A 16879-nucleotide genomic window follows, 5' to 3' on the forward strand; every position below is an offset into this window, starting at 1 on the left:
ATTCTGATAACTGGATAGAAAACTTCTATCTGTTTTTGTGATTATTTTAATGGGAAACGGGCCGAAAAGCATTGCAGATGTGTTGACAAAAAAATAGGCCGTGACTAAGATATATACAAAATCTATAAGGTAAACATCGCCATAATTCATTGTTAATTCATCGGAATAGTAAAATATTATAAAGCGATAAAGGAGGCCTTGGAGTGAATATCGATAATATTGAGGCATTTGTGTACATCAACCACTATGGAAGCTTCAATAAAGCCGCCGAAGTCCTGTATATCTCACAGCCGACTGTAACGGCCCGCATTCAGTCGCTAGAACGGGAGCTGGATTGCCGGGTGTTTGACCGGATGGGCAAACAGATTCATCTTACGGATAAAGGCAAGCAGTTTCTTCCGTATGCCCAGCAGATTCTCCAGGTCTACCAAAACGGCAAACATCAGCTCCAGGCGAAGGGGCATATTCCGAATGAGCTGAGAATCGGCAGTACAGTATCGGTGTCCAATTATCTGATGCCGCATCTGCTGCTTCATTTGAAACGGAAATATCCGCATATCAACATTAAGCTGACGACTTCATCCACAGATCTGCTGATTGATAAGCTGAAAGCGAAGGAGATTGATGTGGCTTTTATCCGTAAAGTTGTTAATCCGGCGATTCAGGCTTTCCCGTTCTGCGAGGATCCTATTTCGCTGTATGTGTATGCAGGGCACCGGCTGGCTCTAAGCGGTCGTGCTTCCCTGCAGGATATCCGCAAGGAGACGCTGGTCTTTTTTGAATGCGGCTCTTTGGACTGGATGCGGCTGCACCGCGTATTTGAGAGCATGGAACAGCCGCCGAATATTGAATATCAAGTAGATAATCTGGAAACGGCCAAGAAGCTTGTATTGAAAAAAGCGGGCATTTGCTTTCTTCCGGCACTAAGCGTACAGGAGGAGGTAGCGGCAGGAACGCTGATCCGGGTCGATATCGCGGAGACAGAGGGGATCTCCCTGCGGACCAGCCTGATTTCACTGAACGGGGAGAACGGAGAATTCATAGAGACCCTGCTTGAACTGGGTGACCTCAAAGCCGGAGATCGACAAATTGTATAGATGTATTAAAAAACTCTATTAGCGCATGGTTACATGCAGTGATAAAGTTAATTGCATATAATCACGACTAATTCGATAGGGATTATGAAGTTAATTTTTAAAAAGTTTGGAGGGAAGGTCATGAGTGAGATTTACCGGCTGGCAGAACAGAAGGATGCGGAACAATTGCTGGATGTTACATACCGCGCCTATCAGCTGATTCGTGAACTCGGGCTGCATTGGCCGGCAGCTACAGCCGACTTGGCGCTTATTGAAGACAACATAGCCACGAATGAGTGTTATGTGCTTGAAGTCGGCGGGACAATAGTTGCGACTATTACACTCTCCAAGGAAGAAGAGGTCAAGAAGCTTAGTCCGCTGCCTTTTATTAAGTGGTTCGCTGCTCACCCGGATTACAGCAACAGGGGATATGGCGGCAAGCTGCTGGACTGGGTGGAAGAGAATATTATTCTTGGACAATTGGGTTCACCTGAAGTCACTCTGGCAACGGCGAAGAAGCATCCGTGGCTGGTTCAAATGTATGAACGGCGGGGTTACAAAAGGTTCCTGGAGCTGGACCCGCAGAATGGCGACGGCATCATGTATCTGCTGAAAAAAACACTTGCAGACAAACCACAATTTATTCAAAGGGGATAGAAACATGAAAAAGTCCATTTCACTTGTATTTGCATCCATACTGACGCTGGCGATTGCCGGCTGCGGGAATAACAGCAACAACACTGAAAGCAGCAGCCAGGCCGGAAATACGGCTGAAGCCGCAGCCGCGAATGCAACAGCTGAGCCGGCAAAAGTTACGAAAATCATTGTGGGCACCGGCACAGGTTTTCCTCAAGTTTGCTTCCTTGATGAGAACGGCAAGCTTACAGGCTTCGATGTAGAGCTGCTCAAAGAAATCGATAACCGGCTGCCGGAATATGAATTTGATTTTCAGACGATGGATTTCAGCAACCTGCTGCTCAGTCTAGAAACTAAAAAGATCGATCTCGTAGCCCATGTCATGGAAAAAAATCCCGAGCGGGAGTTGAAGTACTCTTTTAACAAAGAAGCCTACGCCCACTGGAGAAACCGCATTGTCGTGGCTAAGGATAATAATTCGATCCAGACACTGGACGATCTGAAAGGCAAGAAAGCATTGGTTGGCGCGACCAGCGCACAGGCGCAAATTCTTGAGAACTACAATAAAGAGCATGACAATGCGATTAACATCGTGTACCAGAGCGGTACGGCCAACGATGCAGCCGCCCAGATCAGCAGCGGACGTGTGGACGCTACGCTGGCAGCAGATTTTGTCCTGCCGATTATTGATCCGCAGAGCCAGCTCAAGGCTACCGGTCCCGAACTTTCTTCCGCAGATATTCTCTATGTCTTCCGCAAGGATGATGCAGATTCACAGAAGCTGTCGGATGCCATTGACGGTGCCATCAAAGAGCTGAAGACGGACGGTACACTGGGTAAGCTGAGTTCAGAATGGCTGGGTGCGGATGTTACCGCAGATTCGGCGCAATGAGTAAGCCGGTGAGCACGGGAAGGGAGGGAGTTTATGGGCGCACCGTTTGATATCAGCTATGTATTCACTTTTTTGCCTAAGCTGCTGGGGACTTTGGGAACCACTCTGCTGATTGTCGGGTGCTCCCTGCTGGCAGGGATTATTGTCGGCTTTCTCGTAGCGCTGCCAAGACTGTACAAAGTGCCGGTGCTGAAGACCTGCTCCGAAATCTATATCTCCTTTTTCCGGGGCACGCCGATTCTTATCCAGCTTTTCCTGTTCTATTACGGGCTGCCGGAGATCCTGAAGCTGATTCAAGTCGATATGACCCGGACGCCAGTGCTGGTGTTTGTGATTCTGACCTACGGTCTGCACACAGGGGCATACATGTCCGAGATGATCCGCGCTGCTGTGCAGGCGGTGGATAAGGGACAGGTCGAGGCGGCTTATGCGACGGGAATGACGGGGGTCCAGGCTTTTACGCGGATCGTGCTGCCGCAGGCGCTTGGAATCGCTATTCCGGTATTCTCTAATCTGGTGATTGCCCTGCTCAAGGATACGTCACTGGCGTTCACGCTTGGTGTGATGGAGATGACAGGAAAGGCGCAGACACTGGGCAGCTTAACGCAGCATTTTATTGAAACCTATATCGCGCTTGCGCTGATCTATCTGGTGATCAGCTTTGCGATTGAGAAGCTGCTGCTGCTGGCAGAACGCCGGCTTTTGCGGCATGAGAAGCGGAGCACTGCCGAGATAAGATCATTCAAAATCCACAAAAACTGGTCCTACCGCCGCATCATTGCAGAACTGGGACCGGGTAAAGGAGGCGCCGGATTATGAAGCTGGACCCGTCGTTTATCTGGACCGCCTTCGTGCAGATTCTGAGTGCGATTCCTACGACCTTATATATTACCGTTGTCTCTGTACTGATCGGGTTTGTGATTGGAGTGGCAGTGGCCCTGATCCGGATCTACCGAATTCCGCTGCTCTATCCGCTGGCTGTCGGGTATGTCACCTTTATCCGCGGAACGCCGATGCTGACGCATCTGCTGCTGATTTATTTCGGGCTTCCCGTACTGATTGACGGTCTGGCGGCGCAGTTCGGCTGGAGCTTCAGATCGGTGTCGATTCCGATGATCGGGTTTGCTTATATTTCGTTCTCCATTACAGCGGGGGCTTATATGTCAGAGGTTGTCCGCTCCGGCCTGCTCGCAGTGGACCGCGGCCAGCTGGAAGCGGCTCATTCCATCGGCATGACCACGCCCCAGGCGCTGCGGCGGATTGTGTTTCCACAGGCACTGGCAGCGAGTCTGCCCAATCTGTCAAATTCGGTAATCGGTATGCTGCACGGATCTACGCTGGCTTTTACCGTATCCGTAGTAGATATCAACGCTAAGGCGCAGATTGTGGCTTCGACGAACTGGAAGTTTTTTGAGGCATATCTGGCGGCAGCTCTGATCTTCTGGGGGCTTACATTCCTGATAGAGCGCGCGACATCGGTGATTGAGAAACGAATTAATCTGTACAACCGGGGGGGAGTGGCATGATCAGCTTAACGCAAATATCGAAGTCATTCGGCCGGCATCAGGTGCTGAACAATATTGATTTAACGGTGACCAAAGGCGAGGTTGTCGTCATTCTCGGGCCAAGCGGATCAGGCAAAACAACCCTGCTGCGCTGCGTGAATTACTTGGAGAAGCCAAGTGACGGAGAGATTTCCATCGGGGATTTCAAGGTGAACTGCAAGCATGCCCGCAAAAAGGAAATTCATCAGCTCCGACAAAAAACGGCGATGGTGTTCCAGCAGTACAATCTGTTCCGGCACAAAACCGCACTGGAGAACGTGATGGAAGGACTGTTGATCGTCAAAAAGCTTCCGAAGGAGGAAGCGAGAAAACGCAGCATTGCGCTGCTGGAAAAGGTTGGCCTCGGCAGCAAGCTGGATGCTTATCCGAGCCAGCTCTCCGGAGGCCAGCAGCAGCGGGTCGGCATTGCCCGTGCCCTGGCGCTGGAGCCGGAGGTTATTCTGTTCGACGAGCCAACATCGGCGCTGGACCCGGAGCTGGTGGGTGAAGTGCTGGCCGTTATCCGCAAGATTGCCAAGGAAGGCATCACCATGATTGTGGTGACCCATGAAATGGGCTTTGCCCGCGACGTGGCGAACCATGTGGTCTTCATGGACGGCGGCGTCATTGTAGAAGAAGGCACACCCACAGAGGTATTCAACCATCCGCGTGAAGAACGAACGAAGCAGTTCCTGAAGCGGATCACACCTGAATTGAACTATTCCATATAGGGGGCAAAATCATGGCCATTACAATCAGCGTACTCGATCAAAGTCCGATCTATCCGGGAGAAACAGCGGAGGAAGCCTTCCGGCATACGATCAGGCTGGCACAGCTGTCCGAACAGCTGGGGTTCCGCCGTTTCTGGGTTTCCGAGCATCATGACTCCGAACAGGTGGCCGGCTCCTCTCCGGAAGTGCTGATCTCGCATCTGCTCGCGAAGACGGAGCGAATCCGTATCGGCTCCGGCGGAATTATGCTGCAGCATTACAGCCCGTACAAAGTGGCAGAGAATTTCAATGTGCTGGCTTCCCTGGCTCCGGGACGGGTGGACCTCGGCGTAGGACGTGCTCCGGGCGGGCTGCCGCGCAGCACGCAGGCACTGCAGCAGGGACGGGGCGAAGCCCCCAGCCTGACGGATAAAATTATCGAGCTGGAGAAGTACGTACATAGCCGGCTCGAAGAGGACCATCCGCTGGCCGGGCTGAAGGCAGGCCCCATTCCCAGTACTGCTCCCGAGCTGTATGTGCTTGGTGCGAGTGTAAGCAGCGCGGAAATTGCAGCTGAACTGGGCCTGCCGTACGTGTTCTCTTTATTCATTAACGGGGACCGGGCGGTGGCGCTGGAAGCCATCCATGCTTACCGCAACGGCTTTGTATCGGCCGAAGGCAGACAGCCGCAAGCAATTATTGCTTTGGCGCTGATCGCTGCCGACACCGAGGAAGAAGCGAAAGAGCTTGCGGGGGAGCATAAGCTGATCCGGATTACGCTTGCGGGCGGCAAGAAGCTGACGGTGGCTACCCGGGAGCAGGCGGAGGAGTTCACCCGCCAGACGAAGGAAGCCTACACAATTGAAGAACGGGAGCCGGAGATTACCAAAGGCACAAAGGAAGCTGTGCGTGAACAGCTGCTGGCACTGTCTGAGGCATCCGGTGTGGAGGAGTTTATTGTGACAACCAATGTGCAGCCATTTGATAAAAGACTCCGCTCGTTTGAACTGCTGAGCGAGGCGCTGGCTGAAGTGCCGGCGGAGGCCTAGGGCACAAGGTAAAGGGCGAAGGAATTCGGAATCAGACCGGAGATCGTATAAGGAAGGGGGCCAGTATATGACTAGTAAAACTGCCGAGCTGAGCGCAGAAGCGCTCGGCGAACAATTAACCGGAATCCGCCGTCATCTGCACCGGCACCCGGAGCTGTCCAATGAAGAGTATGAAACGACAAAATATATTACTTCACAGCTGGAACAGGGCGGAATCCGGATTCTGGATTACGGCCTGGCAACCGGAGTGATTGCCGAGATCGGAGGCTTGAAGCCTGGTCCGGTCATCGCGCTGCGCGCCGATATAGATGCCTTGCCGATTCAGGAGGAAACCGGCGCAGATTATGCCTCGCTGGTTCCCGGCAAAATGCATGCCTGCGGGCATGACTTTCATACGGCGGCGCTGATTGGCGCTGCTTATCAATTGAAGCAGCAGGAGGAACGGCTTCCGGGTACGGTGCGCCTCTTGTTCCAGCCCGCTGAGGAGAAGGCGCAAGGCGCGCAGCGGATCATCAGCAGCGGAGCATTGCAAGAGGTGCGCGCGGTAATCGGGCTGCATAACAAGCCCGACCTGCCGGTCGGAACGATCGGCATTACCGGCGGCCCTTTGATGGCGGCCGCAGACGGGTTTGTAGTGGAGGTGCAGGGAGGCAGTTCGCATGCAGCGGTGCCGGAAGCGGGGACCGATCCTATCGTAGCTGCTTCGCATATTGTGACTGCCCTGCAGTCCATCATCAGCCGCAATGTCAGTCCACTTGAGAGCGCGGTGGTCAGTGTGACGCAGATTCACAGCGGCAATTCATGGAACATCATTCCGGACAAAGCGGTGCTCGAAGGCACAATCCGCACCTTCGATGAAGCCGTACGTATCAAGGTGCTGGAACGCTTCGAGCAGGTAGCGTCGGGAGTAGCCGCCGCTCTGGGAGCATCCGCTACGGTCCGCTGGATCGGCGGACCGCCGCCGGTCATTAACGACGATGCCCTTGCCGCGCTTGGGATTAAGGCGGCCGAAGCACTCGGTTACCAAGCGGTGAAGCCAGTGCCCTCTCCGGCTGGAGAGGACTTTGCCTTCTACCAGCGTGTAGTGCCGGGGCTGTTCGTCTTCGCCGGCACGGACGGAAGCCGGGAATGGCATCATCCGGCCTTCAATCTGGATGAGCAGGCGCTTCCGGTAGCTGCCCGTTTCCTCGCGGATATCGCTGTACGTTCCTTGGAGTACTACGCTTCTGAGGGAGGTGCAGAATCATAGCGGAGCATTCCAATTATGACGTCATTATCGTTGGCGCAGGCTCAATGGGTATGAGTGCCGGGTATGAGCTGGCCCGGCGCGGGGTTAAGACGCTGCTCATTGATGCCTTTGATCCGCCGCATACAGAAGGAAGCCATCACGGTGATACCCGGCTGATCCGCCATGCGTACAGCGGAGATCCTGCCTATATTGATCTGGCGCTGCGGGCTGATGTGTTATGGAAGGAAGCCGAGGAGCTTACTGGAACAGAGCTGCTGGTACGCTCGGGCGTACTCAATCTCGCGGACAGTGCCGTCTATTCCTTCGCCGGCCGTCTGGCGGAAGCAGAGAAACGGAAGGTGCGGGTAGAGCACCTGGACGCAGGGGAAATCCGGCGGCGCTGGCCGGCACTGAACATTCCGGAATCATTCGCAGCGATGTATGAGCCGGATGCCGGATATTTGTACAGTGAACGGTGTATTGCCGCCTGCCGCCAGCTTGCTCTTGCACATGGCGCGGAGCTGCTGACGAATACCCCGGTAGAGAACATCACCGCCCGCGAAGGCAGTGTCACGGTTCACACGGCTAACAGGGATTATCACGGAGAGGTAGCGATTCTTAGCGCGGGGGCCTGGTTCAGTGCGTTGGCGCCATTTGTGCATCTGCCGATCAAAGCGGTACGCAAGGTTGTCGGCTGGTTTGAGAGCGCTGCGGCTTTTGAAGCCGGGGATTTTCCCGGCTTCACGCTGGGAGCGGAGGAAGGCGGCTATTATGGCTTTCCCGGCATCGGCGGGTCCGGCCTGAAGATCGGCCGGCATGATAGGGGCCGGGAATGGACGCCGGGTGAACCGCTGGCGCCGTTCGGCAGTGAAGCCGCCGACGAGGAAGACCTCCGCCGGGTGCTGGAGGCTTACATGCCGGGTGCCGCCGGACGGCTGCTTAAAGGTTCTGTATGCAAATATGAGCATACACCCGACGAAGATTTCATCATTGACCGGCATCCGCTCCACTCTAACGTGCTGTTAGCCGGAGGATTCTCGGGACATGGCTTTAAGTTTTCCAGTGTCGTAGGAGAAATACTGGCTGACCTCACGATCCGCGGGGCTACAAGCCATAATATCCGGCCTTTTTCGTTATCTCGCTTTACACCGCCTGATCATCCGCAGGCAGGTCTTATATTGGAGGGGATGTAATGAGCAGTGCTCAAATCAGTGAGTATCTAAATACTCATCAGCAATTAGTACAGGCGACAGAAGGATTAACGGAAGAACAGCTGAAATGGAAGGCGGAACCGGCCAGCTGGAGTATTACCGAGGTGCTGGCTCATCTGGCTGATCACAGCATTGTCGTTTCGTTCCGCATCCGTGACATCCTTGCAGGTACTACAGCGCAGCTGCCGGCCTTTAACCAGGATGCCTGGGTCAGCGGGCAGTATGCCAATCACGGAAACGCCGCCGACAGTCTGAAGCTGTTCCGCAGCCTGCTGCATTATAACAGCCTGCTGCTTGGCCGGCTGAGTGCAGAGGATTGGGAGAAAAGCGGAATCAACTTCAAAGGCGAGACCGTGAGAATAACCGACATCGTCCGCAGCTTCACTGCACATGTGCAGAACCATCTTGCCCAGATTGGACGGATTAAGTAGGGTGCAGCAACTTCTGCGATTGTCTAGTAAGAATTAGCGTAGCTTGCAAAGCAGGTATGCGGCTAAAGCAATGAAGGAGAGGTATGCGGATTGAACTTTTTTTAACCTCCCTTTGGAACTGGAACACTGATGGCTTGATAAAAGCTTGGTTGATTTTCTCCACTTAATTCCATCATTAATCAACATATATGATAACTAGTTGGAAAAACTCCATCTATTTCGGATCAAACTAACCTCCGGGGGTAAATTCAGTGCATTTAAGTGGAGTTTTTCCCGCTAACCCTCTGATCCCGCTGTTGGTTAGAGAAATACATGGAGAAATTCCACTTAATAGGATCAGCACTATCAAGTTTTGCGAAGTTAATCAAATGAAGCGGATGCTATCAAAACTAAGCATATGCTCCCGAAGCAAGTTTTGCGAAGAAGATCAGTGAAGCGGATGCTATCAAAACTTTAAGGAGGAACGAACATGACCAAACCAAAACAACTGAAGCTGGGCGCACTGCTGCACGGGGTGGGAGGCAGCACGTCGATGTGGCGCCATCCGGACGCCAAGCCTGATGCCAGTGTGAACTTTGAATTATACAAACAATGGGTACAGAAGGCAGAGGAGGGCAAGCTGGATCTGATCTTCATCGCGGACGGCTTGTACATTAACGAAAAGTCCATTCCACATTTCCTGAACCGGTTTGAGCCGCTGACGATTCTCAGCGCACTTGCTGCTGTCAGTACTAATATTGGTCTCGTTGGCACCTTGTCTACCTCCTATAGTGAGCCATTTACGGTGGCGCGCCAGTTCGGCTCTCTGGATGTCATCAGTGGCGGCCGGGCCGGCTGGAATGTGGTTACTTCCCCGCTGGAAGGCTCCGCTTCGAATTACAGCAAAAAAGAGCATCCGGACCACAGCAAACGCTATCGCATTGCTGAGGAGTATTTGCAGGTGGCACGCGGGTTATGGGATTCCTGGGAGGATGATGCGTTTGTCCGCGACAAGGAGTCGGGCGTCTTTTTTGATCCGCAAAAAATGCATGCGCTGAACCATGAAGGGGAGTTCTTCTCGGTGAAAGGGCCGCTGAATATTGCCCGTTCGAAGCAGGGACAGCCGGTGGTGTTCCAGGCAGGCTCCTCGGAGGTAGGCAAAAATTACGCCTCGAAGGAAGCGGATGCGATCTTCACCGGTCATGAAACGCTGGAGGAAGCGCAGGCCTTCTATAATGATGTTAAGTCACGGATCGCCTCATTTGGCCGGAACCCGGATGAGGTACTGATCTTCCCGGGAATTGCCCCAATTATTGGCGACACGCCGGAGGAAGCGGAGCGCAAATACCAGGAGGTTGCTGGACTCGTCACGATCGAGAACGCTCTGAATTATCTCGGCAGATTCTTCGAGCATCATGATTTCTCGCAGTATCCGCTGGATGAGCCGTTCCCTGATGTTGGCGAGCTGGGACGTAACAGCTTCCAGAGCGGCACGGATAAGATCAAAAAAGATGCGAAGGAGCGGGGCTTGACGCTGCGTCAGGTCGCTATTCAGTCTGCTACCCCGCGCAGCAGCTTCATCGGGACACCGGAGCAGGTGGCTGATCAGGTCCAGCTGTGGTTTGAATCGGGCGGGGCAGACGGATTCATGATTGCTGCGGCAGTACCTAACGGCTTGGAGGAATTCGTGGACCGGGTAGTGCCGATTCTGCAGGAGCGGGGGTTATTCCGCACGGAATACGAAAGCGGCACCCTGCGCGGAAACCTTGGCATTCCGGTGCCGGAGAACCGTTACTCGAAGACTTCAGAGCCAGCAGGGCAAATTTGAGGGCAGATGGAAAAATTGCGGTGAGCCGGAACGCGGATATCGCGGAAATGATGAAGTACGCTGGTCAGCTGGAGGAAGAAATCATCTCGATCCGCCGTGACTTGCACGCCCATCCGGAGCTGCTGTATGATGTCGCCCGCACCTCCGGTAAAGTTGCCGGACTACTGGAAGAATGGGGAATTACGGTGCGGCGGAATGTAGGCAGTCATTTCGGAATGGGCGTCGTCGGTACGCTGCAAGGGCTTGCGGGCAGCGGTCCGGTCATTCTGCTGCGGGCCGATATGGATGCTCTGCCAATTCGGGAATTGAATGAGCTGCCTTATAAATCGGTGAATCCTGGAGTCATGCATGCCTGCGGTCATGATGCCCATACCGCGATGCTACTGGGGGCGGCCAGAACATTGGCCGCCTTCAGAGAGCAGCTTGCAGGTACGGTCCTGTTCGTCTTTCAGCCGGCGGAAGAAGGTGCAGCCCGGAGTCCGAAAGACGGAAGGCTGCTCTCCGGGGGACGCGATATGATCGAGGATGGAATTCTGGAAGGAGTAGACTATGCTTATGCGCTCCATGTCATGCCTGAGCTTCCGGCAGGACAGCTGGGCGTTCATCCGCATTATGCCATGGCGGCCTCCAGTCATTTCAAGGTGGAATTTCAGGGGACAGCCGGACATCACAGCGCCCCGCACAAGGCAGTGGATGCCATCCAGATGGCGGCACAGTTCATAGCCGGCATCAACGGACTGATGGCGAATCAGACCGATCCGCAGGAGGCAGCAGTGCTGGCTTTCGGCACGGTGAATGCGGGTACAGCCGTGAACGTTATCGCTGAGCGCAGTGAACTGACAGGAACGTTCAGAGCTTTTTCGAAGACAACAGTAACTTCGATCACAGAGGGACTAAGGCGGCATGCTTCGGCGTCTGCGGAGGCATACGGCGGAAGATACCGGATGGAGCTGCGCGAGGGAATTACAGTGGCCAACGACCGGGAAGCCGTGCAGCGGATGCTTAGCGCAGCCCGTGAGGTGCTGGGAGAAGATCAGGCAGTATTGCTGGATCAGCCCAGTCTTGCCGGTGAAGATTTCGGCTGGTATCTTGACCGTGTTCCCGGTGCATTTGCCTTCATCGGCTGTGGTAATTCGGAGAAGGGAATTACTCATGCCATCCATCAGCCGCAGTTTAATATCGATGAAGATATGCTGGTCCACGGCACGAGGATATGGGTCAGACTTGTCATGCAGCACCATTGAAGGAGCTATAACAGCATCGGGCCAACAACAAAGAGCAGCGATCCCCCGGATATCGGAGGATCGCTGCTCTGCTCTGTTTCATAGTATGCAACTTATCAACGGCTGGCCTTACTTCACGCTGCCATCTTCCGGCTTCTGCGTGCGCAGACGCGCCAGCTCAGCTTCCACAGCATTTTGCAGGGCTGGATCAATAGCGGGAGCTTGGGCTTGTTGTCCTGCCTGTGCTTCCCATTCACTAATCTTGTCCTCCATCCGTTCGAAGCCGCGTGATGCGGTGCCGGCATTGAGGATCGGCCCGTATCCGGGAGCTCCCGGGTATGTGCCATAACCGTTCTGCGCCGGGCGTTTGCTCAGCTCTGCCGCTTTGCGGGCGCGTTCCGCCAGCTCTGCCCGTTTCGCTTTCAGCCGTTCATGCTCAGCTTTGGCATTGTGCAGGTTGACCTCCAAGGCGGCAAGGGTCTGAAGTGTGTCTTCCAGAATACCTTCTGTTTCCTGAATGCTTTCCTGGTACCGCAGCTTAGCCATTACCGCTGCTCTGGCGGCCGGCTCATTCCCTTCACTCATAGCCTTGACAGCAGCGGCTTCACTGCTCTCCGCCTGCACCTGATATTCGGCTTTACGGCGTTCCAGCACGCTTGCTGTTACTTTGAGCTCGCGCTGCTTGCTTTCGGCTATGCCGATCTTTTCATCCAGGTCCCGCAGATATTGTCCGGTCAGCAGTACCGGGTCTTCCAGTTTGTTCAATCCTTCGTGAATTGCTGCTTTGGTTAGGGTAGTAATACGTTCGAATATGCTGCTCATGTTCATTTCTCCTTTGAATTTGAGTTTTAGTTTTTATAATTGAAATGGGGCTTCATTCCGATTAATAATGATCGAAGCTATCGGTAAAACCTGAGAATGATTCTTTAGGGACGATAATGCTGGCAACGATATAGATAAATACGACTGTACCGAAGCTGAAAATTGCAGCGGCTGCTACGAGCAATCTGACGAGCGTGGTATCAAGATTGAAGTAACGGGCCAGCCCTCCACATAAACCAGTAACCTTCTTGTCTGTCTCAGAACGAAATAACTTTTTCATCATTTTCTCTTCCTCTCTTGTAATGTCCGTTGTCTATGTGTTTATTCTACGGCTATCTGCAGTCTTGCAAAACGGCCTTGGGACTGTTTTTCGGTCCAGACTTAAGGCGGGGATGGTTCCCGCAATAAGACGGGGCAAGTCCAGGCAGTCCTGATTCACCGCAGCACTCTTTTTAACATAAGAAACCACCCTATGTAATCCCCGCTTAACACTCCGGATCTATACTGTAGGAAGCTTCTCCCTCCAACCCTTTTAAGAGAATGAGTTACTTTCGGATAAGACGATGGACAATAAGGAGGACTGGCCTATGGGAATTCATAAGTATTTCCGCTCGCTGAACGAGTTGGAACGGATCATCCGCTGCCCGGGTAAGTTCAAATTCGAGGAGCATAGTGTAGCAGCCCATTCCTGGAAGGTTGTACAGTATGCCAAAACCTTGGCTGATATCGAAGAAAAGCACGGTGCGGTCATTGACTGGAAGAAGCTGTACGAGATCACGAGCAGCCATGATTACGGGGAGATTTTTATCGGGGACATCAAAACGCCGGTGAAGCATTCCTCGCTGCAGCTGCGGTCACTGATCCAGCAGGTGGAGGAAGGCATGGTTCATAACTTTATTGAGGAGCATATCCCGGAGGAGTTCAAAAGCATTTTCTTCCATCAGCTGCGTGAAGGCAAGGATGAGTCGCTGGAGGGGCTGATTCTGGAAGTTGCGGATAAAATGGATCAGGTCTATGAAGCATTTGCCGAAATACAGCGGGGCAACACGGAGAAGGAATTTGTGGTAATGTACCGCAATGCGCTGATTAAGATTAAGAATATTGACCTGAGATGCGTGGAGTACTTCCTGACTGAGATTTTACCGGATATGGTCAATGAAGAAACGTTGTCACCGGTAGATATTAAAAGAATTACGGAAGAGGCACTGGCTCTGTAACTGATGAGCGGTACTCTTTTTTTTATGTATTGTTGTTTGTTCCGGAATGTACAATAGCGTATGCTAAACCTTATGTATCACCAAAAGTATCAAAATGCAGATCGGATTGGATAGTGCATTTGTAGCTATAATAATACTTTCCAAAAAAGTACATTGTCACTTATGATAGAATCATCTATCGATGATAATTTTTGGAAGGGGAACTGGTTGGATGAAATTTGTGAAACGATTGATTTATGTATGTATTGTGGCTTTGTTCGCTTCAATAATAGGGCCATTAGGAGGAACTACACCGACGGTTTCTGCAGAGAGCGCTACAGAACTATCAGTGGATTTGGGCTCTCATATACGTGATTTGAAGATGGATGAAGAGAGAGGATACCTCTACGCCATTACTTATAATTCCAGCGAAGTAATTGTCATAAATATGGATACACTAAAAATAGTGAAAAAAATCTTGGTAGGCTCCAACCCGTTAGACATGGATATATCGAATGGTAAGCTTTATGTCTCTGTTAACGGGGAATATTTTGTAAAAGTGATAGATTTAGATTCCAGAAACGTTACGCAAATAATTCCGACTGAAAAGCATCCTTATCACCTTGCTGTAAATGACAGCGCTCTATATTATTCCGTTGATGATCAATGGAGCGATATCCATAGAAAAGATTGGACATCCTCACAGGAAGAGCCGCTCAATGTTTCCATCTATAAGCCCATACTGAAAATGGATCACGAGCGTCAGCTTCTCTATGCTGCAGAAACAGGAAGTACAGGTTCGGAGCTAAGTGTATTTGATGCTACCTATGGTACAAAACTGTGGAGCTGGGATAGTTTCGAAGATATCGCTGTCGGCGAAAATCTGTTTATTGATGATGAAGGGAATTTGTATTCCGGCAACAGAAAAATCGATCCGGTTAACAGCAAGCTAATTTCGTCCGTCTCAAGTGGAGCTGTTTTGGCTGTAAAGGATGGCTTTATTTTTACAAGCAGCGGTGACATTTTCAGCGATGACGGGGCAAACAGAGTATACCATGCTGACAGAGCATCTGAAGATTATTCCTTTATTTACCTGGATCAAAATAATAATGTATACCAAAATCCTTACTATTCCTCTGTTATAAAGAAAACGAAATTCACGCCGCCAGCCGTTACTCCTGCACCGCTCAGTTATGCTAGCGGAGTGGATCAGATTGAGCTGGACCATCCCGTCACTGACTGGGTAGCGGGCAGGAACGAACGTTATTTGTATGCTATTTCCGAAGATGCAAACCGGCTGTTTCAGATTGATACGGAATCCTTTGAAATTGTAGCAGACCGTTATGCAGGCTCTCAGCCTCAAAATATCGTTATCCGACAAGGGGTTATATATATTTCTCTAGCTGGCAGCTCTCATCTTGTCAAAATCGATACGGCAAATGAAACTAATTTTATGGCGCCGATCCAAGAATTGGAGATTGGTACGGTTGCCGATAAGGTTGCAGCGGGAAGCGGGAAGGTGTTTTTTACTAATTTCCGAGGAAGAGTCGGAGTGTTCGATTCGGTATATGCTTATCTCCCGGGATACTATGGTTCGAATGATAATGATCTGCTGACGGATGAGACCAGTTTATATATCGGCACTGGAACAGAATTGTATCAACTGGATCAGGCTACGGGTCAAACCATTCAAACCTCTGCTTATATTAGTGATGGTTATGAGAACAGTTTGCTGAAAGATGAAGAATACGTATATTATGGCATAACTCGTTTGCCGGCTAACAATCTGAATTCAATACTTGGGACTTATAAAGATACTAAATTTTCCTCACGTATTTTAGCTGTGAGCGGTCAAACGGTACTTACTACTGCTGCAATTTTTGACCGTGATTCGTATAGTACAGTGTACAGGTTTCCCTTTGTTCCGCAGAATGCTTACGTGAAAAAGGATGGCACAATCCTGCTTGATGCTGGTGCTGTCCCGTCAGGCGCCTCCGAATATGATCCTCCGGCAGGATATAGACTACTAAAATACAACAGCCTGGAACAAATGAAAGAACAAATAAAGGAAGATCTTAAGCCCGTTGCCGTGTATGCCATTGATGAAGACCCGAGCCCCCAGCAATTCACCGGCAGTGTGGTCATTGACCCCGGTAAGGCTGCTGTCGATATCTCCAGATACCGGATACGCTACTATGATGCGAATAATCAACAGGTTAACGGAATGTCAGATGACTATACATCAATTTATGACCGCAAAGCTGGCGGTTATATACAGGATGATATAAAGAAGAATACATCAGCCTCCGTGCGGAAAATCGGTGTTACACCGATGCAGGAGCTAGGATATAACGAATATAAAACATATGAAGAATCAGAACGTATCGTACGTATCTGGGATGAAGATGCCTATTTCATCTCAAATGGTTCCCTTTTTGATACGGATAATTCAGCAAATACCATTAGCGGAAGAGTATCTTTTGCACCAGCGCCGGGCCAAATGGCCGGGGACCGGTATGCCGTGTTTTTCTACGGAGACAATGGGATCATCGCTGAACCGCTTGGTTGGCTGCCATCTAATCAGGCTACGCTCACACTAAGCATTGCTGCCGGAACACCAATTCCGGCAGATGCATATGCACTGGCAGTAGTTCTGGTAGATAACGAGGGGAATGAAGCGCCTGGATACAGTCTTATTGAGATACCTGACCGGATGAGCACTAAACCCTCTCCGGAACAAATTAAAATTCAGAACAATAGCAACTTTGATTCCGTTTCGGTAAGTGGGCTGAAAGCAGGCGATGTGATAAAGGTGTATTCTTACACCGGTCTTCTTTACGGCCAGGCAACAGTTTCTGCAGGGAGCAGTGTGGCGGCTGTCGACAACATTATCCTGGATGAGTCTATTCCTATTCTTGGAGTCAGTATTACATCACCAGGGAAAAGAGAAAGCTTTGTAGTGTACAAGCAGTATCTATACCCTGATTCTTCTGGAGGAGACAGTGGTACTGGTGGCGGTGGTGGAGGTGGCACTGGTGGCGGTGGCGGTGGCGG

General features: G+C 51.5%; 16 protein-coding genes. 14 read left to right on the forward strand and 2 right to left on the reverse strand.

The window, feature by feature from the left end; translation table 11 throughout:
- The first annotated feature begins 203 nt into the window (after positions 1-203).
- The 12 genes from L6H70_RS22665 to L6H70_RS22720 all read left to right on the forward strand — a co-directional run bounded on the left by L6H70_RS22665 (position 204) and on the right by L6H70_RS22720 (position 11828).
- A complete protein-coding gene (locus tag L6H70_RS22665) occupies positions 204-1097 on the forward strand; it encodes a LysR family transcriptional regulator (protein WP_236336422.1) in 894 nt (297 codons plus the stop codon).
- A gap of 120 nt (positions 1098-1217) precedes the next feature.
- Positions 1218-1733 carry a GNAT family N-acetyltransferase gene (locus tag L6H70_RS22670; protein ID WP_236336423.1) on the forward strand — a complete coding sequence of 172 codons (516 nt, stop codon included), beginning with the start codon at positions 1218-1220 and terminating at the stop codon, positions 1731-1733.
- Between the two features lie 4 nt (positions 1734-1737).
- A complete protein-coding gene (locus L6H70_RS22675) occupies positions 1738-2604 on the forward strand; it encodes a transporter substrate-binding domain-containing protein (RefSeq protein ID WP_236336424.1) in 867 nt (288 codons plus the stop codon).
- Between the two features lie 33 nt (positions 2605-2637).
- The gene (locus L6H70_RS22680) at positions 2638-3423 is read left to right on the forward strand and encodes an amino acid ABC transporter permease (protein ID WP_236336425.1); all 786 of its coding nucleotides are present in this window, start codon (positions 2638-2640) and stop codon (positions 3421-3423) included.
- Positions 3420-4130, forward strand: coding sequence for an amino acid ABC transporter permease (locus L6H70_RS22685; protein ID WP_236336426.1), 711 nt, complete (start codon positions 3420-3422; stop codon positions 4128-4130). The genes L6H70_RS22680 and L6H70_RS22685 overlap by 4 nt, the downstream gene beginning before the upstream one ends.
- Positions 4127-4879 (forward strand): amino acid ABC transporter ATP-binding protein, encoded by a 753-nt coding sequence (locus L6H70_RS22690; RefSeq protein ID WP_236336428.1) that lies wholly within the window; start codon positions 4127-4129, stop codon positions 4877-4879. Before L6H70_RS22685 ends, L6H70_RS22690 begins: the two co-directional genes overlap by 4 nt.
- Positions 4880-4890: 11 nt before the next feature.
- Complete coding sequence (locus L6H70_RS22695) at positions 4891-5907, forward strand: LLM class flavin-dependent oxidoreductase (protein WP_236336429.1); 1017 nt, start codon at positions 4891-4893, stop codon at positions 5905-5907.
- A 67-nt stretch (positions 5908-5974) separates the two neighbouring features.
- Positions 5975-7156 (forward strand): amidohydrolase, encoded by a 1182-nt coding sequence (locus L6H70_RS22700; protein WP_279306788.1) that lies wholly within the window; start codon positions 5975-5977, stop codon positions 7154-7156.
- Positions 7153-8328: an N-methyl-L-tryptophan oxidase gene (gene solA, locus L6H70_RS22705; RefSeq protein ID WP_279306789.1), complete on the forward strand. Its 1176-nt coding sequence runs from the start codon at positions 7153-7155 to the stop codon at positions 8326-8328. The genes L6H70_RS22700 and solA overlap by 4 nt, the downstream gene beginning before the upstream one ends.
- Entirely contained in the window at positions 8328-8777 is a 450-nt protein-coding gene (locus tag L6H70_RS22710; protein ID WP_236336432.1) for a DinB family protein, read from the forward strand. The genes solA and L6H70_RS22710 overlap by 1 nt, the downstream gene beginning before the upstream one ends.
- Before the next feature lie 469 nt (positions 8778-9246).
- Complete coding sequence (locus tag L6H70_RS22715; RefSeq protein ID WP_236336433.1) at positions 9247-10584, forward strand: LLM class flavin-dependent oxidoreductase; 1338 nt, start codon at positions 9247-9249, stop codon at positions 10582-10584.
- Positions 10585-10604: 20 nt separating this feature from the next.
- Complete coding sequence (locus tag L6H70_RS22720) at positions 10605-11828, forward strand: M20 metallopeptidase family protein (RefSeq protein WP_236336434.1); 1224 nt, start codon at positions 10605-10607, stop codon at positions 11826-11828.
- Positions 11829-11936: 108 nt separating this feature from the next.
- Here the strand turns inward: L6H70_RS22720 and L6H70_RS22725 are convergent, their stop codons facing one another.
- Positions 11937-12629, reverse strand: coding sequence for a PspA/IM30 family protein (locus tag L6H70_RS22725; RefSeq protein ID WP_236336435.1), 693 nt, complete (start codon positions 12627-12629; stop codon positions 11937-11939).
- A gap of 61 nt (positions 12630-12690) precedes the next feature.
- Positions 12691-12909, reverse strand: coding sequence for a PspC domain-containing protein (locus L6H70_RS22730; protein WP_206103658.1), 219 nt, complete (start codon positions 12907-12909; stop codon positions 12691-12693).
- 307 nt (positions 12910-13216) lie between these two features.
- Between L6H70_RS22730 and L6H70_RS22735 the strand changes: the two genes are divergently transcribed.
- Both L6H70_RS22735 and L6H70_RS22740 read left to right on the forward strand, forming a co-directional pair.
- On the forward strand, positions 13217-13846 hold the full coding sequence (locus L6H70_RS22735; protein WP_054939412.1) for a YfbR-like 5'-deoxynucleotidase: 630 nt from the start codon (positions 13217-13219) through the stop codon (positions 13844-13846).
- Positions 13847-14057: 211 nt separating this feature from the next.
- On the forward strand, positions 14058-16879 hold a 2822-nt coding region (locus L6H70_RS22740; protein WP_423802874.1), incomplete at its 3' end, for a hypothetical protein.

The sequence above is a fragment of the Paenibacillus auburnensis genome (genome assembly GCF_927798115.1).
In the GTDB taxonomy this organism is placed as follows: Bacteria; Bacillota; Bacilli; order Paenibacillales; family Paenibacillaceae; genus Paenibacillus_AQ; species Paenibacillus_AQ auburnensis.